General features: G+C 66.5%; 13 protein-coding genes and 1 tRNA gene. 6 read left to right on the top strand and 8 right to left on the bottom strand.

Translation table 11 applies throughout. From position 1 onward, the window contains the following. Both ACEN2S_RS11530 and ACEN2S_RS11525 read left to right on the top strand, forming a co-directional pair. Complete coding sequence (locus tag ACEN2S_RS11530; RefSeq protein WP_441866300.1) at positions 1–183, top strand: DNA gyrase inhibitor YacG; 183 nt, start codon at positions 1–3, stop codon at positions 181–183. 406 nt (positions 184–589) lie between these two features. Further along, positions 590–665: transfer RNA gene (locus ACEN2S_RS11525), tRNA-Phe, on the top strand. Positions 666–1,156: 491 nt separating this feature from the next. Here ACEN2S_RS11525 and ACEN2S_RS11520 read toward each other — a convergent pair. Both ACEN2S_RS11520 and ACEN2S_RS11515 read right to left on the bottom strand, forming a co-directional pair. Then, positions 1,157–1,843 carry a hypothetical protein gene (locus ACEN2S_RS11520; protein WP_441866299.1) on the bottom strand — a complete coding sequence of 229 codons (687 nt, stop codon included), beginning with the start codon at positions 1,841–1,843 and terminating at the stop codon, positions 1,157–1,159. Between the two features lie 184 nt (positions 1,844–2,027). Continuing rightward, positions 2,028–2,912, bottom strand: a complete 885-nt coding sequence (locus ACEN2S_RS11515) for a LysR substrate-binding domain-containing protein (RefSeq protein ID WP_441866298.1) — start codon at positions 2,910–2,912, stop codon at positions 2,028–2,030. 121 nt (positions 2,913–3,033) lie between these two features. Between ACEN2S_RS11515 and ACEN2S_RS11510 the strand changes: the two genes are divergently transcribed. Further along, positions 3,034–4,098 carry a YeiH family protein gene (locus tag ACEN2S_RS11510; protein ID WP_441866297.1) on the top strand — a complete coding sequence of 355 codons (1,065 nt, stop codon included), beginning with the start codon at positions 3,034–3,036 and terminating at the stop codon, positions 4,096–4,098. Here ACEN2S_RS11510 and ACEN2S_RS11505 read toward each other — a convergent pair. The 4 genes from ACEN2S_RS11505 to ACEN2S_RS11490 form a co-directional block, all read right to left on the bottom strand. Further along, positions 4,088–5,017: an FAD:protein FMN transferase gene (locus ACEN2S_RS11505; RefSeq protein ID WP_441866377.1), complete on the bottom strand. Its 930-nt coding sequence runs from the start codon at positions 5,015–5,017 to the stop codon at positions 4,088–4,090. The genes ACEN2S_RS11510 and ACEN2S_RS11505 overlap by 11 nt on opposite strands. Positions 5,018–5,144: 127 nt before the next feature. Beyond that, positions 5,145–7,352, bottom strand: coding sequence for a PepSY domain-containing protein (locus ACEN2S_RS11500; RefSeq protein ID WP_441866296.1), 2,208 nt, complete (start codon positions 7,350–7,352; stop codon positions 5,145–5,147). A gap of 13 nt (positions 7,353–7,365) precedes the next feature. Continuing rightward, a complete protein-coding gene (locus ACEN2S_RS11495; RefSeq protein WP_441866295.1) occupies positions 7,366–7,836 on the bottom strand; it encodes a DUF2271 domain-containing protein in 471 nt (156 codons plus the stop codon). A gap of 64 nt (positions 7,837–7,900) precedes the next feature. Continuing rightward, positions 7,901–8,305: a hypothetical protein gene (locus ACEN2S_RS11490; RefSeq protein ID WP_441866294.1), complete on the bottom strand. Its 405-nt coding sequence runs from the start codon at positions 8,303–8,305 to the stop codon at positions 7,901–7,903. A 295-nt stretch (positions 8,306–8,600) separates the two neighbouring features. On the opposite strand from ACEN2S_RS11490, the gene ACEN2S_RS11485 reads away from it, so the two are divergent. Together ACEN2S_RS11485 and ACEN2S_RS11480 are read left to right on the top strand one after the other, a co-directional pair. Then, positions 8,601–9,260: a response regulator transcription factor gene (locus ACEN2S_RS11485; RefSeq protein WP_441866293.1), complete on the top strand. Its 660-nt coding sequence runs from the start codon at positions 8,601–8,603 to the stop codon at positions 9,258–9,260. Positions 9,261–9,274: 14 nt separating this feature from the next. Beyond that, entirely contained in the window at positions 9,275–10,819 is a 1,545-nt protein-coding gene (locus tag ACEN2S_RS11480; RefSeq protein WP_441866292.1) for a sensor histidine kinase, read from the top strand. 178 nt (positions 10,820–10,997) lie between these two features. On the opposite strand, the gene ACEN2S_RS11475 is transcribed toward ACEN2S_RS11480, so the two are convergent. After that, on the bottom strand, positions 10,998–12,362 hold the full coding sequence (locus ACEN2S_RS11475) for an aspartate aminotransferase family protein (RefSeq protein ID WP_441866291.1): 1,365 nt from the start codon (positions 12,360–12,362) through the stop codon (positions 10,998–11,000). A gap of 523 nt (positions 12,363–12,885) precedes the next feature. Here ACEN2S_RS11475 and ACEN2S_RS11470 point away from each other — a divergent pair. Further along, positions 12,886–14,334, top strand: coding sequence for a Vgb family protein (locus ACEN2S_RS11470; RefSeq protein ID WP_441866290.1), 1,449 nt, complete (start codon positions 12,886–12,888; stop codon positions 14,332–14,334). Between the two features lie 240 nt (positions 14,335–14,574). On the opposite strand, the gene ACEN2S_RS11465 is transcribed toward ACEN2S_RS11470, so the two are convergent. Next, the gene (locus ACEN2S_RS11465; protein WP_441866289.1) at positions 14,575–16,830 is read right to left on the bottom strand and encodes a FepA family TonB-dependent siderophore receptor; all 2,256 of its coding nucleotides are present in this window, start codon (positions 16,828–16,830) and stop codon (positions 14,575–14,577) included. Positions 16,831–17,028 lie beyond the last annotated feature (198 nt).

Raw genomic sequence — 17,028 nt, 5'->3', positions numbered from 1 at the left:
ATGGCCTGTCCGATCTGTTCGAAAGACACCGATCCGAAGTACCGTCCGTTTTGCTCGAAACGCTGCGCCGACATTGATCTGGGCCGCTGGCTGACGGGATCCTATGTGATTCCGGGCGACTTGCACGAAGAGGAAGAGGACAGCTCTCGTTCCGACGCCGATGGTGGCCCGCTGCCGCATTGACGGGCCATGCTGCGCGCGGGCTCATCTGCCCTGTCATCCCGCCTTGCGCGGCGGGGTGGGGCGGGCGGTGGTCCGGCGGGCAATTGCTGCGCGGCCCCCGGCATCTCGCGCGGGCGCGGCCTGCGTGCGGGCCTATGGCGGTGACGGGCGGTGTAGCGTTTCCGAATGTCCCTCACCCGAGTTTCAGCCCTGTTGACCGGTGCCGATCAGCCGCTGGTTGATCCTGTATTGCCCACTGTTTTCAGCGCGTTGCCATGATTTTCGCGGGCGACGCGCGGGTCAGGGAAGCAGAGTTTTACAGAAAGTGCGGATCGCATGATTTTTTTCACAAAACCCTCTGGACAGCCCCTGCGCCAACGTCTAGTTACTCCCCACCAAACGCCGGTTGGCTTCGCCAAGGCCCGGTGCCCGGATAGCTCAGTTGGTAGAGCAGCGGATTGAAAATCCGCGTGTCGGCGGTTCAAATCCGTCTCCGGGCACCATTTTACCCCTCAGATCAGCAAATGCTTCCGGCAACAGGCCTCATGGTTTCAGCAGTCCACCGACCGTCCCTGCTCTGATACCGGCCCGTTCCGCGCCGCTTTGAGCCCCGGTCGTCCGCGCTGGCCGCGCCACGGGTGCCTCCCCCCAGGCCACCTGGGCTCTGCGTTTCAGCCAGGGGCAGCGTATCGCTGCAGCCTGCTCTGCCGTTGCGGAAGGGGCGGCTGGTGTCAGGGGAGGATGCCATGCTCAGCAGCGCTGCGCCTTGGCCAACAAGCGGGCGCCGCGGGAGGATGGTGTTACCGCCGCGGCTCAGCGCGCTTTGCATATGCAAGGACGGTCCGGCCGGTCCTCGTCAGGCTGCCATCTGGATCTGCCCAACGGTGGATTCACCCGAAAAGGCGCCCGCAGCCCGCACAGGGCTGGTTCTTGTCCGAGAGACGCACGGCCCCCGCTTTGGAGGCGAGGGGGCGGGCCCCCCCCCGTGTCCGGTTCAGCGGCCGCGCAGCCAGTTCTTGAACCGTTTGAACGGCCCTGCAGGTTTGCTGAACGCGCTCCGCCCGTCGCCGATATGCGCGCAGGCGGGCGGCAGCAGATAGGCCACAAACCCCCCGGTGGCGCGCAGTTTTCGCGAGATGTGACGCTCTTTCTCAAAGCCGGAAAAGCCGCCGAAATCCTCCCACAACTGTTTGCGGGCCAGATGCGGGTTAAAGGAATAGCCGTACCACTGATCATGCACCCCATCGAGCCGCTGGTAGCGGATGCCTTTGGTTTCGCATGTCCGGATATCGGCGCGTGCCGCATCGGTCAGGGGCATGTCGTTGGTATCGCGGACACAAACGCAGCTGATCAGCGGATCGGCGGCCAGAAGCGTCATCGCGTCGTCGAGGAAATCACAGCGCGAAAACTGCCAGTCATCTTCATTGTGGAAAATGAACGGCGTCTGGACGCTTTGATACAGCCTGTCGACCGCGCGGTGGTGGCCCAAACGTTCCTGCGGCGTGATCAGCTGCCCGGTGGGGCAGAGCTCGGTGAAAACGGCATTGGTCTCGCTATCGCCGAAATCGTTGATGGCAATTGTCGCCAGCGGCGGCAGAGAGCGCAGGCTGAGCAGGGTCTGCTGCAGAAGATCAGGTCGGCGGCCAATCGTCAGGCAATGCGTAATCTGGTCGTTCAGCATCGGTTCTGTCCCACTCACACGATCCACGAAGCGCCGGTGACCGGCAGGCGAGGTATCCCCCGAACCTGCCCGCCATGCAAGCCGACATTCGCACGCCCTCCCCGGGGGCCGTGGTCCGCACCTTCGGGCGCTTCATCGGACCGGGGCGGGGGGCGTGCGCTGACCTGACCGACGGGGAGCAAGATCAGCGCGGCGCGGTCATCAGATCAATCATCGCCTGTGCCGCCCGGGTGCGCCGCCGTGCCGGATGGGTCAGCAGCGCAAAGGGCCGCTCCGGCGCCTCAATCGGCAGCAGCCGCACCCAGCCGCCGATGGCCGCCGCCCCCACCGCGCGGCGTGAGAGCACGCTGAGGCTGCGCCCGGCCGCCACCGCCGCCAGCACCGCCTCGTTCGAGGGCAGTTCCAGCGCCACATCCAGATCGGTCAGCGCAAGCCCCAGCCGTCCCAGATGGCCCTCGAATTCCGAACGGGTGCCCGAACCCTCCTCGCGCAGGATCCAGCTTTGCGCCCGGTAATCCTCGGGCAAGAGCCGCGCGCGCCCGGCCCAGGGATGATCACGGGCGAGCACCAGCACCATCTCGTCGCGCGCCACCACCTGCCGGTGCAATTCGCCCTGCGTCACCGGCCCCTCGACCAGACCCAGATCGGCGGCCCCTTCCTGCACCGCCTGCGCCACCTGCGCGGTATTGCCGGTGGTCAGCGCAATCTCGATACCCGGATGCCGGTTGTGCAGCTGTACCAGATGCGCGGGCAGCCAATAGCTGGCCACTGTCTGACTGGCGTGGATGCGCAACCGCCCGCGCGGCTCGCCCGCCACATCATCGAGCAGCATCGTGGCGCTTTCCACCCGGCTCAGGATCGCGCGCGCCTCGCCGATCAGCAGGCTGCCCGCCTCCGTCAGTTCGATCCGCCGCCCAACGCGGTCAAACAGCTTGACCCCATGCACCGCCTCCAGCGCCGCGATCGAGGCGGAGACGGCGGATTGCGTCAGGTTCAGCGCCTCGGCGGCGCGGGTGACATGCAGCCGCTCGGCGACGGCCAGAAAGATGCGGAGCTGATCGAAGGTCATCCGTAATTCATAAAAAATATCGATCAATTGAACAAGTATAATCCGATGGAGTGATGGGTTCCGCGTCGCGATACTGTCGCAAAGCAGGAGAATTGAGATGGCAGGCAGCGGGATGACCACGATGAGCAGCGCAACGGAGGGATCGTCGGGCGGCACCAGCGGCGGTGCGGCGGCGGTGGCGACGCTGCGGCGGCTCGCGCCGGGCGTTGGGCTTGCGGTGCTGTTGGCGCTGGTGGCAACCGGCGTGCAGCGCGCTTCGGGCATCGCCGGGCTCAGCCCTTTGGTCATCGCGATGGTGCTGGGCATGGGGCTACGCAACAGCTTTGGCGCGCTGCCGGGCACGCAGGCGGGCATCACCTTTTCCATGCGGCGCATCCTGCGTTTCGCGATCATCCTGCTCGGCTTTCAGCTGACCCTGTCGCAGGTGGCGGCCGTGGGGGCGCAGGGGATCGCGGTGATCGTGCTGACCCTCGTCTGCACCTTTCTCTTCACCAAGGCGATGGGCCGCGCGATGGGGGTGGAGCGGCGGCTGGCCGAGCTGATCGCGGCGGGCACCTCGGTCTGCGGTGCCTCGGCGGTGATTGCCACCAACACGGTCACGCGCGGCGCGGATGAAGATGTGGCCTACGCCATCGCTTGCGTCACGGTCTTCGGCTCGCTCTCGATGCTCTTGTTCCCGCTGCTGGCCGGGCCGCTCGGCCTCGGGCCGCAATCCTATGGGCTGTGGAGCGGTGCCGCGATCCATGAGGTGGCGCAGGTCGTCGCGGCGGCCTTTGCGCAGGGCGCCGAGGCAGGGCAGGCGGGCACGGTGGCCAAACTGTCGCGGGTGATCCTCTTGGCACCGCTGATCCTCAGCCTCGGGTTCTGGGCTGTGCGGCGCGGGACAGGTGCGGGTGCCGAGGGTGGCCCGGTGCAGGCCAAGGCGCCGATGCCCTGGTTCGTGCTGGGCTTTATCGCCGTGGTCGCGCTCAACTCACTCGTGCATCTGCCCGACCTGTGGCAGGGGCGCATGGTCACCGCCACCGCGTTTTTGCTGACCGTGGCGCTGGCCGCGATGGGGCTCGAGACCGATTTCCGCAAATTGCGCGCCAAGGGGCTGCGGCCGCTGGCGCTGGGGGCGCTGGCCTGGGTTTTTGTCTCCGGCCTCGCCTATCTGCTGATCCGGCTCTTCGGCATCACCGGCTGATTTCGGGCGCGGACGCAAACACCGGCCCATGGGTCTGGCTTACCCAACCCCCGGGTCTTGGTCCGGGTCCGGGCGTGAGGAACAGGGCAGAGAGGCCAAGGCTGTCGGCCATCCTGCCCCCGGCCTCCGACCCCAGCACCATCAGCGCCGTCGCCCAGGCATCCGCCAGCATGCAGCTTTGGGTCACCACGGTGACCGAGGCGGGCGGGGTCAGAAGCGGCGCGCCCCGCGCGGGGTCCATCGTATGCGACAGGCGGCGGCCGTTCACCGCCACCCATTTGCGGTAATCGCCCGAGGTGGCCACGGCGGCATCCCGTAACCCCAGCATCGAATGCACCGCGCGGTGGCCGGTCTCGGGCTGCTCGACCGCCACATGCCAGGGCGTGCCGTCGGGCTGGCTGCCCAGGGCGCGCAGCTCACCGTCAATCGAGACGAGGGCATCCGTCAGCCCCGCCGCCTGCACCACTTCCGCCAGCCGGTCGACGCCATAGCCTTTGGCGATGCCGTTCAGATCCAGCCAAAGCGGCGCGTGTTTGCGGGCGCGGCCTAGGTTCAGATCCAGCTCAAGCTGCTCATGCGCCGGGCGGCGCGGGGCGGCCAAAGCGGCGCGGATCGCGTCGGGGTCCGCTTCCGCCGGGCCAAAGCCCCAGGCGGATACCGCATCGCCCATCCCAATCTCGAACGCGCCGCCCGAACTGCGCCCGACCGAGAGCGCGGCGCCCAGCACGGTCATCAGCCGGGCAGGCAGCTCAACCCAGACGCCCGGCGCCGTCCGGTTCAGCCGCATGAGGTCACTCTCGGGCCGCCAGAGCGACATCTGCGCATCGACCTCGTCCACCGCCGCCTGCAGGGCACGTTGCAGGGGGGCCGGATCAACCCCCGGTTCGGCGTGAAACAGCGCGGCCCAGCGGGTGCCCATCGTTGCGCCGTTCAGCGCGTGGCGGGTCAGGCGGCCATAGGTTTTGGGCGCGGCGCGGTGCGGGATTGCGCCGCTGCCGCCGATCACCGCGCGCCCGGGGCTTTGGGGTGATGCCATTGCGGCGCCTTCAGAAAATGTCTTCGACATAGCGTCCCTCGGCTTTCAAGGTGGCGGGGGTGAGGCCCGTTGGCGCCAGCACTTCGGCCAAGGCGAGGGTCACGCCCTGCGCCATCTCGCGCCCGCCGCAGACCATGACGCGCGCCCCTTCGGTGATGAGTGCGGCCAGACGGGCAGCATCGGCGCGCAGGAGGTCCTGCACATAGGCGCGCTGGGGCCCCCGCGAAAAGGCGCGGCTCAGCCGGGTCAGGCGGCCCTCGCGCTGCCAAAGGGCAAATTCCGGCGCATAGATCGCATCGCTCTCAGCGGCGCGGCTGCCCGCATAGAGATGGATCGGCCGCTTCTGGCGGTTGCCGCGCGCAAAGCCCGCCAGCGCGCCAATGCCCGCCCCGGCGCCGATCAGGATCAGCGGCGTTTCGCCCGCCTGCGGATGGAAGGCCGGGTTCGGGCGCAGGAAGGCGCGGATGCTCTGGCCCGGCTCCAACCCGGTGAGCTGCCCGGAGCACAGGCCCGCCGGTTGCTTGCGCACGCAGATCTCGACAAAGCCATCGGCATGGCCGGAGGCCAGCGAATAGTAGCGCGGGCGGTTGTCGCCCTCAGGCAGCACGCCCAGCAGATCGCCGGGCTGAAAGCCGCCAAAGTCGCGGCCCGCGAGGCGGTCGAAGAACCGCCGCAGACGCGGGCGGCGCGGCAGATCAAAACGCAGGATCGACAGCGGTGCCTGCACCTCTTCGCCATAATCGCGGCGCGAAACGAGGGTGAGGCTGGTGGGCGCAAGGTCCTGTTGCACGGCGGAGAAGCTGAGTTGCTTGCCCAAAGCCGCTGCCAAAGCCTGCCCCCAGCGCTGGAAATCGGGGTCGGACTGGCGGTCGATCCGCGCCATCGGCAGCAGCTCGCGCCAGCCCGAGGACAGGGCCGCGCCGCGCAGGGCTTCGGCATAGGCGCAATAGGCGGGAAAGCCACGGTCGCCAAAACCCAGCACCGCAAACCGGGCCATGGGCGCCGGGGTGGCACTGATCCGGGCCAAAGCCTCGCCCGCCGAGGCCGGGGCGTCGCCATCGCCATAGGTGGCGGCAAAGAGCAGGATTTGTTCGGCGCTGGTGTAGCTTTCGGGCGCAAAGGCGGAGAGGGCGGCCAGATGCACCTTCTGCCCCGCAGCCTCCAGCGCCTTTGCGGTGGCGCGGGCAAAACCCCAGGTGGTGCCGCCCTCGGAACCCACAAGCAGGATGGTGTCTGCCGCTTCGGCGCGGGTCTTGTTGCGATACCCGCCCGCCGTTTTGGCGCGCCGCCCGTTCCACCACATCACCGTACCGGTGCCCGCCATCAGCGGCACCGACAGCACCGAGAGCCCGAGGAGGAGCCCAAACAGCGCCGCCCCTTGCCCGGTATGCAAGAGATGCACCCAATCCATGATGCGGTCGGGCAGGCTGCGGGCGGCCCAGCCGGTCAGCGCGCCGGTACCCGGATCGACATAGCCGCTGCCGCTGTCCGTCGCGAGGGTCAGCACCGCGCGCGGATCATTGGCGCGCGGCAGTTGCAGGCTTTGCAGCCCGGTCACCGGCCCGTCCAGGGCCTGCATCTGGTCATAGCGCAGGGTGGGGGCGGTGCTCAGCGTGGCGGGAAAGGCGGGCATCGGGCTGCCCTCGGGCACAAAGCCGAAAGTGGCCGCCGACATCCAGAGCGCGGTCAGCGTCGACAGCATCAGAAACGGCCCGGCGAGGCGCGCGGGCCAGAGGTGCCAGCGGCTGGCCGTGCTGCCCCTGACCGGCGCAAAAAGCTGCCGCCAGCCGCCCATCCGCCGCACCGCCAGCGCATAGCCCGAGAGGGTGAGGCCGAAGAGCGCCAGCGCCGAGAGAGCAATGATGATCCGCCCGGTGTCGCCCGCGAACAGCGCGCGGTGCAGATCTTCGAGCCAGCTTTCGGTGGGAGAGGCGCTGACCGCGGCCAGCGCCTGACCCGTCGCCGGATCGATCTGCATCTGCACCAGCCCCGTGTCACCAAAGGCCACGGCGGTGATCTGCCCCGAGGGGCTGCGGCTGATCTGCTCGGCCCCCGGCACCTCCTCGGCCACGCGTTGCGCCAGCGCGCCGATGCTGAGGTCAGAGCTGCCGCCGGTGTTCAGCAAAGGAAACACAGACAGCGCCGCCCCGCTCAGCGAGACCACGATCAGGATGAGGGCAAAGGGCAGGGCGGCCCAACGGTGCAAGAGGCGGATCATCAGGGGCCCCCGGTCAGAGTTTGTAGGCGAAGGTCTGGATATAGGCGCGGCCCGGCACGACCTGCCCCGATCCGGCCGTGGTCAGCGGCACGACGACTTCCGAGGGGCTTTCGGGGAAATGCTCGACACCTGCGTCGATGTGGATCTGATAGCCCGCGTCAAACAGGCTGTCGGCCAGATCCAGCGTCAGGGTCAGGCTGCGGCCCGAGCCGACACTGGCCCCGGTGATGCCCGAGATTTCGGCGGTATCTCCGCCGGTGGCGCGGTACCAGTCGGTGAGATGCTGATACCAGCGTGCCTTGCCCCCCGCCATCCAGAGCGAGCCGACATAGGCGCCCTGCGGATCGGTGAGATAATAGGCCAGATAGGCATTCTCGCCGCCGTAATCGCGCAATTGCGTGGTCAGGGTCACCTCGCGCGCGGCGCCGAGCGAGGGCAGGGTCAGGGCAGTGGTCAGGGCCAGAATGGCATAAAGCGATTTCATGGGAAGCTCCGGAACGGAAAATGAGGGGAGGGGATGGCGGACCCCCGGGGGTCCGGCCCTGCGGTCAGTTCATTTGCGCTTTCGGGCGGATGCCATTGGCGAAGATGCCTTTTTGCGGCAGCGGCGCGTTGGGGTTCATCATCGGCTGCGCGCGGCCCCCATGTTCGCCGCCCTCATCTTCGTCGTCATCATCGTCATGATGGCCGCGCCGGTGCCCGCCATCGTGCCCGCCGTCGTGATCGTCATCCCCCGCATGGCGGCCCTCGCGGTGCAGGATCTGCCAGAGCGGGGCCAGCACCCCGTCCCCGTCATCTTCCGCTTCGGCATAGCGCCGGGCGCCGCTGTCTGCGGCCTCTGCCTGCCGGGGGGCCGGGGTGGTGAGCGGGGTGGCGAGGGGCGCCGCTTGGACCGTGCTGAGGGCAGTGCCAAGGGTCAGGGCCGCAGCACCAAGGAGAATAAGGGAACGCATGGAAACCTCCGTCATCTGCGTGATGGGGGCTTTGTGACGCGCCAGACTGAGTGTTTCCTGACGAAAGCCGGAAATCTGCTTCAGCTTGCCGTCAGCTTTGCTCCCGCCGGGGCGCGGCGAGGGGAAGTGGCGGCGAGGGAGCGCCTGCGAAGGCCCCGGAAAGGCGGTGAAATTCCCTGTTTCCGGACGAAATGCCGCCCGCCGGGGTTATTTTCCCCCCGGCGGGCCGCCTTCAGCTTCCTGTAAGGCTGGACAGGCAGTACGAAGGGAACGAGACTGTGAAGGAAACCCGCCGATGCGTGTGCTGCTGATCGAGGATGACACCGTGCTGGGCGCGGCCGTGCGCGACCAGATCCGCGCCGATGGCCATTCGGTGGATTGGGTCACCCGGCTGGACGAGGCACGGGCCGCACTGGGGGCGGGGCTGTTCGAGCTGGTGCTGCTCGATCTGATGTTGCCCGACGGGCGCGGCATTCCCTTTCTGAAAGCGCTGCGGGCGCAGGGCTCGGTCACGCCGGTGATCATCCTGACCGCGCTCGACCAGATCTCGGACCGGATCGACGGGCTGAACGCGGGGGCCGACGATTATATGGTGAAGCCCTTTGATCTTTCGGAACTGTCGGCGCGCATCGGTTCGGTCGCGCGGCGCTATGCGGGTAACCCAAATCCGATCATCGTGCTCGGCCCGCTCGAGATTGATCTCGCCGCCCGCTCGGTGCTGGTCGAGGGGCGCAACATGCCGCTCACCGCGCGGGAATGGGTGCTGTTCGAGGCCTTTCTCCAGCGCCCCGGACAGTTGTTGTCCAAGGCGCAGCTGGAAGAGGGCCTCTATTCCTTTGACGATTCCATCGACAGCAATGCGATTGAGGTGCATGTGAGCCGCCTGCGCAAGAAACTCGGCCGCTGGGTGATCGAGACCGAGCGCGGCCTTGGCTATCGGCTGGGCAAGCCATGAAGGGGCTGCGGTCCTTGCGGCGCGACTCGTTGCAGCTGCGCATCGTGCTGGCGGTGGGGCTGGTGGTGACGGTGTTGTGGCTGGCGGCGGCCAGTCTGACCGGGCGCCTGCTGGACAACCAGATGAACCAGGTCTTTGACCGTGATCTGCGCAACACGGCGATGCGGATCCTGCCGCTGGTGCTGCGCGAGTATACCTACCACGGGCGCGGCTATTTCCTGAGCGATGATGACGGGCACGAGAGCGAGTCCGAGCATGGCCGCCCGCGCGGCGCGCGTGAGGGGCGCATACCGGGGGCAAAGGACGGGGGCAGCCGCCCGCACGACAGCGGGGAGGAGGAGCATGATGAGGCGCAAATCCGTGTGCCCTCTGCCGGAGATATGGCCACCGGGGATTTGGCCGCCGGAGAGCGGGATGCGTCTGGGCGCAGTCTCGACGGGCTGAATGCGCGGCTGCAAACGAGCGACGAATATTTCAGCTATGTCGTGCGGGATGAGGAGGGCAAGGCGCTCTTGCTTTCGCCCGGGGCCGATCCGGCGGTGTTTCCGCGTCTGAGCACGCCCGGCTATGCCACCAGCGACAGCCACCGCCTCTACTATGCCAGCGTGGAGGATGGCGAGATGAGCATCACCGTTGCCGAGCCGCTGTCGCACCGCCGCGCGGTGGCGCGCGAAATGCTGATCGGCCTTTCCCTGCCACTCTTGCTGGTGATCCCGGTCAGCCTGTCGGCGATCCTATTTGTGGTGCGGCGGGGGCTGCGGCCGCTTGTGCTGTTGCGGCGGGAACTGGCGCGGCGCGGGCCGCGCAACCTCGGGGCGCTGCCGGATGCCGGATTGCCCAGCGAAATCAGCCCGATCGCGCAGGGGATCAACCAGCTTCTGGAACGGCTGCAAGAGGCGTTCGAGGCCGAGCGCAGCTTTGCCGCCAATGCCGCGCATGAGTTGCGCACGCCCGTTGCGGGGGCAATTGCGCAGGCGCAGCGGCTGCAGACCGAGACCGCCGATCCGCAGGCCGCCGCCCGCGCGCGCGAGATCGAGACGACGCTGAAGCGGCTGAACGGCCTCTCGGTCAAGCTGATGCAGCTGGCGCGGGCCGAGGGCTCGCGGCTGCGCACGGGCGTGGCGCAGGACATGCGCCCGGTCTTGCGGATCGTGGCCGAGGATTTCCGCCATGCGGGCGCGCCGGGCCGGATCGAGATGTCGCTGCCCGAGGCGCCGGTTCTGTCCGATCTCGACCCCGACGCCTTTGGCATCCTCGCGCGCAATCTGATCGAGAATGCGCTGCGCCATGGCACGGCGGATCAGCCGGTGGTGGTGGCGCTGTCGCCCGGGGGGGTGCTGAGTGTCGCCAATGATTGCGCGCCGATTGCCGCCGGGGATCTCGCGCGGCTGACCCAGCGCTTTGCCCGGGCGGAGACGGCGGGCGAGGGGGTGGGGCTGGGGCTGGCCATCGTGCGCACGATTGCCGAGCGGGGCGAGGGCGATCTGCAGATGCTCTCGCCCAGCCCCGGCTCTGCGCGCGGCATGACGCTGCGGTTTGTGCTGCCGCAGGCGGGCTGATGCGGGGGGGCGTGTCCCCGCGTGCGGCGCGGCGTGGTCTTTCTTGACGTGGCCAGGGTCGGCCACACCCATATGGCTCGCGCGCTCGGGGCACGGGGGTGCGCCCGTGGCGCGTGTGGAAAAGGCGGCACCCTCCGGCGCCGCCTTTTCCTATTCTCAGTCCGAACTTTGCGAAGGTTCAGAAATCCTTGGACACCTGATCCAGCGTCGCGCGGAACCGCTTCAGGATTTCGCGGATCTCGGCCTCCGAGCTGATCAGCGGCGGGCAGAAGGCGATGCTGTCGCCGATGGCGCGGATGATCAGCCCATGCTCGTGGCCCGCGCGGAAGAAGGCCTGACCGAATTTGCCGACCGGATCGAATTTGGTCTTCGTCGCCTTGTCCGCCACAAATTCCACCGCCGCGATCAGGCCGATGCCGCGCACTTCGCCCACCAGACGGTGATCGGCCACCTCGGCCAACCCCGCGCGCAAAATCTCGCCCATCGCTGCCGCATGGGCCACCAGCCCGCGCTCTTCGATGATGTTCATGTTTTCCAGCCCGACCGCACAGGCGACCGGATGCCCGGAGGCGGTGAACCCATGGCCGAAATTGCCCAAGGCTGCCGAGCCATCGGCGATGCCCTGATAGAGCGCATCCGAAAAGACAATCGCCGCCAGCGGCTGATACGAGGAGGTCAGCTGTTTCGACAGCACCAGCACATCGGGCTGGATGCCATAGGTTTCGCAGCCGAACATGTTCCCGGTGCGGCCAAAGCCACAGATCACCTCATCCGCGACCACCAGAATATCGTATTTGCGGCAGATCGCCTGCATCTTGGCCCAATAGCCTGCGGGCGGGGTCAGCACACCCCCGGCCCCGATCAGCGGTTCGCCGATGAAGGCCGCGATGGTTTCCGGCCCTTCGGCCAGGATCATCTCTTCGAATTCCGCCGCCAGACGATCGGTGAATTGCGCCTCGGTCTCGCCCTCCTGCCCATAGCGGTAGTGATGCGGCGTGGTCAGGTGGCGCACCATCGGCAGCGGCAGGTCAAAGCCCTTGTGGTTCACCGGCAGGCCGGTGAGGCTGCCCGAGGCGACGGTGATCCCGTGATAGCCATTGGCGCGGGCGATGAATTTCTTCTTTTCCGGACGGCCGATGGCATTGTTGTAGAACCAGACCATCTTCATCACGGTGTCATTGGCTTCCGACCCCGAGTTGGTGAAGAACACATGGTCGAGCCCGGCGGGCGTCATCTGCACCAGCTTTTCCGCCAGCAGGATCGAGGGCTCATGCGCCTTGCCCGAGAAGATATGGGCGAAGGGCAGGGTCTGCAGCTGCTTCGTCGCGGCATCGATCAGGCGCTGTTCGGAAAAGCCCAAGCCCACGCTCCACAGCCCCGCCATTGCCTCGATATATTCGCGGCCTGCGTCGTCATAGACATGCACGCCTTCGGCGCGGGCCAGAATGATCGGGCCGTTCGCCTCATGCGCGCGGGCATTGGTATAGGGGTGCAGCAGGTAGCGGGTGTCGCGGCCTTGCAGGGAATTGGGCAGTACACTCATCGGGAAACCTCAGAAAAGGGCGGGGTGCCGGGCACCGGCCTGCCGGGGGATGTCTGCCTGCCATCCTGCCCGCCTGCCCGCAGGATGCAATGGTGCTTGCGGCGGTTTCCGGGGGAAATCCGACGATTTTTGCATTTATTCTGCAATTAATATTTGCAACCGGGCAAGGGGCGGGCCGATGCAGGGCGTCGGGCGTCGGGCGTCGGGCGTCGGGCGTCGGGCGTCGGGCGTCGGGAGTGGGGGGCGTTGCGACCGGCAGCGCGGGCCCGGGCTGCGCTTTGCCGCAGGTGCCTTGCCTCACAGGACCGCGCGGCGGCGTTGGCGCGCGCCCCCCGCACCGCAGCAGCGCCCAACCGGTCCCCAACCACGCCCCCCCATACCCCGTCATGCATCACATTTGAGAGTCCGTGCCGGAGAGTAGTTGACAATTATACTAAAGAAACGGATTTCAACCGCAGCCGTGGTGCTTCAGACTCGTCTCTGGCACCGCACGCCAGCGGTTTCACCCACCCAAGGATAGATCATGATCCCTCATTTCACCCGTCCCGCGGGCCTTCACATGGCAATGCGCTCTGGCCTGCGTTCTGGCCTGCGCTCTGCGACGCTGGCGCTTTCATTGGCGGCCGGTCTGGGTTGCTCCACCGCGATGGCCGAGGCGCAATCGGCGTTTTCGCAGCCTGCACCGTTCAGTGGCATGGTGCGCATTGACGGGGTGGAGGGTCAGCCGATCTATGCCGGCACATCGGCACGCATCATGGGGCAGGGGTTCGTGGCAGGTCAGCCGGTCACCCTGATGCGCGGGACCGAGGTGATCAGCCCGGCCGACATGATCGCGGATTCCGAAGGGAAATTCTCATTTGATTACAGTGTGCCCCAAGATGCTGCGCTGGGCCAGCACCCGATCGTGGTCACCACCGAGGGGCCGGACAGCGCCGAAGTCGTCACGCTGAAGGTCTCGCCCGAGCTGCCGCTTCTGGGCGCGGACAAGTTTGACATCACCAGCGCGGCGGGCGTGCCGGGCCTCTATCAGCTGGCCTACAGCGTCAAGAATGACGTGCTTTTTGCAACCGCAGCGGTGGGCCGTCCGCCGGTCAAGGAGTCGCAACTGATCAAGCTCGACCCGAAAACGCTGGAGGTGCAGGCCCGTGTCAGCCCCGCCGCCGCGCCCGCCGGGCCGGATGGCCGCGAGGGTGGCGTCTTTGCGGTTTACGGCGTGGCCGTGGATGATGCGCATGGCACGGTCTGGGTCACCAACACCCGTCAAAGCAGCGTGGCCGTCTACCGTCAGGACGACCTCTCGCTGGTCAAACAATTCCCGGTCGACAGCGTCAGCCATCCGCGCGATGTGGTGATCGACACCGCCAAAGGCCGCGCCTATGTCAGCGCCGCACGCTCGGGCGGGATCGAGGTCTTTGACACGGATACGCTGGAGCAATTGCCGGGCTACACCGTCACCTCGGCGCAGCGCGGGCAGGAGTTCACCGTGATGAGCCTTGCCTTTGATGCCAGGAACGGCGCGCTTTACACGGTCAGCATGGACACGCCGGAAGCGGCGCGGATCGATCTGGCCTCGGGCGAGATCAGCATTATCCCGGTGCCGGGCGCCTCGCGCGCCTCGGGCGTGGCCTATGACGCGGCCAGCGGGCGGCTCTTTGTCGCCTCGCAGGGCAGTGATGATCTGATCGTGCTCGACGCGGCCAGCGGCAAGGTGCTGGAGGATGTGCCGGTGGGCGCGGGCAGCCTCAACGTCGCCTATGACGCGAAAAGCGATCTTGCCTTTGTCGCCAACCGCGCCTCGGACAGTCTGACGGTGGTGGATGCTAAGGGCGAGGTTGTCGGCAATTTCGACGCGGGCTCCTATCCCAACTTTGTCATCGCCACCCCGGATGGCCGGATTTTCGCGGTGAACAAATCGCGTGGGGCCGAGGATCCGGAGGGGGACCGGATCTGGCGGATCGTGCCCAAGTCCTGAACGGGCAGGGATGCCCGTGCAGGGCGGAGATGATGGTGAAGCGGCCGCAGGGAAACCTGCGGCCGTTTTTCATTGCTCCCTGCAAATACTGATTGCCATGATGCCACAAAGGGGTGGTGTTCAGCGCGGCGGTCAGCGCGGGCGGGGGCGCAACGCATCAGGGCCGTGGGGTGCTGCCCCACGGCCCAATTCTGTCAGACCCCTCGCTATCGGGGCCCCGGCATCTGTGCGGCGATCTTCTCAGAAAGTCGCGTTCAGCCCGATGTAGAAGGCGCGCCCGCTTTCGTTGTAGGAATTCGCCCCCGCCGAGGTGCTGGACCCTTCGCGCAGCACCTGCACGTCAAAGATATTGCTGATCCCGGCCGAGAGGCTGGTGCTGTCGCTCAGCGCGTAGCGCGCGCCGAGATTGACCAAAGTATAGGGGTCGCGGTCCTGCGGATCGGTCAGCGGCGCGCCGGTGACGGTGTTGGTGCTGGCCGCCTGAATCCGCCCGTAATGCGTCAGCGAGGGGGTCAGCATCAGCTTTTCCGTCGCCTGCCAGTTCATCGACAGGTTGATCGTGTAATCCGGCACCAGGCTCAAAGGCTCGCCGGTTTCCGAATTCTTGGAATCGATCATATAGGTGACATTGGTCGCCAGATCGAGATTGGGGCCCAGCGGCGTGCTGAAGCTGCCCTCAACCCCCGAGACCACGGCTTTCGGGATGTTCACCCATTGGAAATATTGCGCCGTGCCCGAGCCGGTCTCAAAAGTGCCCACCGGCACATTCCCCGCCTGGATCTTGTTGCGGTAATCGTTGTGGAAGGCGGTGATGGTCGCATTGGTGCCGCCGGCACCTTCATAGGCCAGACCCAGCTCGGTGTTGATGCTGGTCTCGGCCTCCAGATCCTCATTGCCCACGACATAGCAGCCCGAACCGAGGCTGGGATAGCCGGTCGGGCAGCCGTTGCCCCGGGTGTAATAGACGTAATCATTGTTCAGCTGATAGAGGTTCGGGGCCTTGAACGCGCGGGCGATGCCGAATTTCGCGGTCCAGCTGTCCGAGAGTTTCAATGCCGCATTCAGGCTGGGGCTGGCGTTCAGGCCGAAATATTCGTTCTGATCCAGCCGCAGCGCGGGCGTCAGCGTCAGGTTTTCCGACCAGTAGATGTTCGCCTCGGCATAGACCCCGGCGGTCAACTGCGTCATCACCGTCTTGCGGTCGGCAACATCTGTATTGGTCCCGTCAATGCCGCCCCCGGTGGTTGAGGTGATGGTCTGCGTGGTCGAAATCGGATCGTTCAGCCGCTCGTGCCGCACCTCTGCGCCCAGCGTCAGGCTGGTGTCCTTGCCCACCAGCTGCATCGGCAGCACCCATTCGGTTTTGGCGTTGATGTTGTCGAGCAGGATCGTGCCCTTTTCGGTCGAGGTGATCGAGCCTTCGGGGCCGCCCGCCAGACCTTCGAGGTTGCGGGTGTTGTCGGTATGCTCCCATTGCAGATAGCTCTCGGAGGTGCCGAAGGCATAATCGCCGCGGTGGGTGATGGCGAAATTCCGGCGCTTCATCACATTGGTTTCGGCCCCTGCAGCGGCCAGATCCTCCAGCGTTTCATTGACTGAGGAATTTTGCCGGTCGCCGGTGAAGATATTGCCCTGACGGCTGTAGCTTGCGTCAAAATCGATGGTGTTGGCATCGTCCATTTTCCAGCGCAGCTGCGCGGTCAGATCCTTGTTCACCACGCCTTCGCGCCCGGCCGCCGGGCAGTCCACGGTGACGCTGCCGGCATCGGTGTCGGTATAGGTGCAGGTGGTGTCATCGACGCTGGCGTTGATGTCGGGGCTGTCGGCATCGGTCTTGTTGTAATTGCCGGTCAGGCGAAAGGTCAGGTTCTGCCCCAGGGGGCGCGCATAAAGGAAATTGGCGCGCTTACCCGACCCCTCAAGGCTGCTTTCCGGCTGGGTCATCTGCGCGCTGAACGAGAAGGTCTCATGCTCGGGTTCCTTGGTGATGATGTTCACCACGCCGCCCGCCGCACCCGAGCCATAGCGCGCCGCCGCCGGTCCGCGCAAAACCTCGATATGGTCGATCAGCTCGGCGGGCACCCAATTGCTGTCGCCGCGGCTGTCGCGCTCGCCCGAGCGGGTCATGCGGACCGAATTGCGCGACAGCACCGGTTTGCCATCGATCAGGATCAGGGTGTTTTCCGGCCCCATGCCGCGGATGTCGATCTGGCGCTGGTTGCCGCGCTGGCCGGTGGCGGAAGAGCCGGTGAGGTTGACGCCGGGCATCTTGCGGATGATTTCGGAGACGTCATTCACCACCTGCTGGCGGGCGATGTCCTCGGCGGTGACGGTCGAGGCGCCCAGCGCCTGTTTCACCTGTTCTTCCGCCGAGGTGACGGTGATCTGTTCCAGCACGATGCTGTCGCTGTCTTGCGCGCGCACCGTGGCGGGGAACAGCGCGAGGGTGAGGGTGAGCGCCGTGCTGGACGCAAGGCAAAGGCCGATTTTCGCCATCAGAATACTCCGGTCAAAAGGGGGTAAGACCGGCTGGCGATGGCGGGCATTGGTCACGGGGAATTGGCCCGGATAGGGGGCGGAGTGCAAGGAAACGCCGGGATATTCTCCAAAATATGCATGTGATGCCCGAGGCTTGTGACCTTTGCGTTACAGTCCGGCCGGGGTGCTTGACCGCTGCCGGAAACCGGGGTCTCC

It is taken from the genome of Phaeovulum sp. W22_SRMD_FR3 (assembly GCF_052113705.1).
Classification (GTDB): domain Bacteria; phylum Pseudomonadota; class Alphaproteobacteria; order Rhodobacterales; family Rhodobacteraceae; genus JBGQOG01.
Note: the sequence above shows the minus strand (reverse complement) of the source record. Positions and strands in the feature narration are given on the sequence as shown.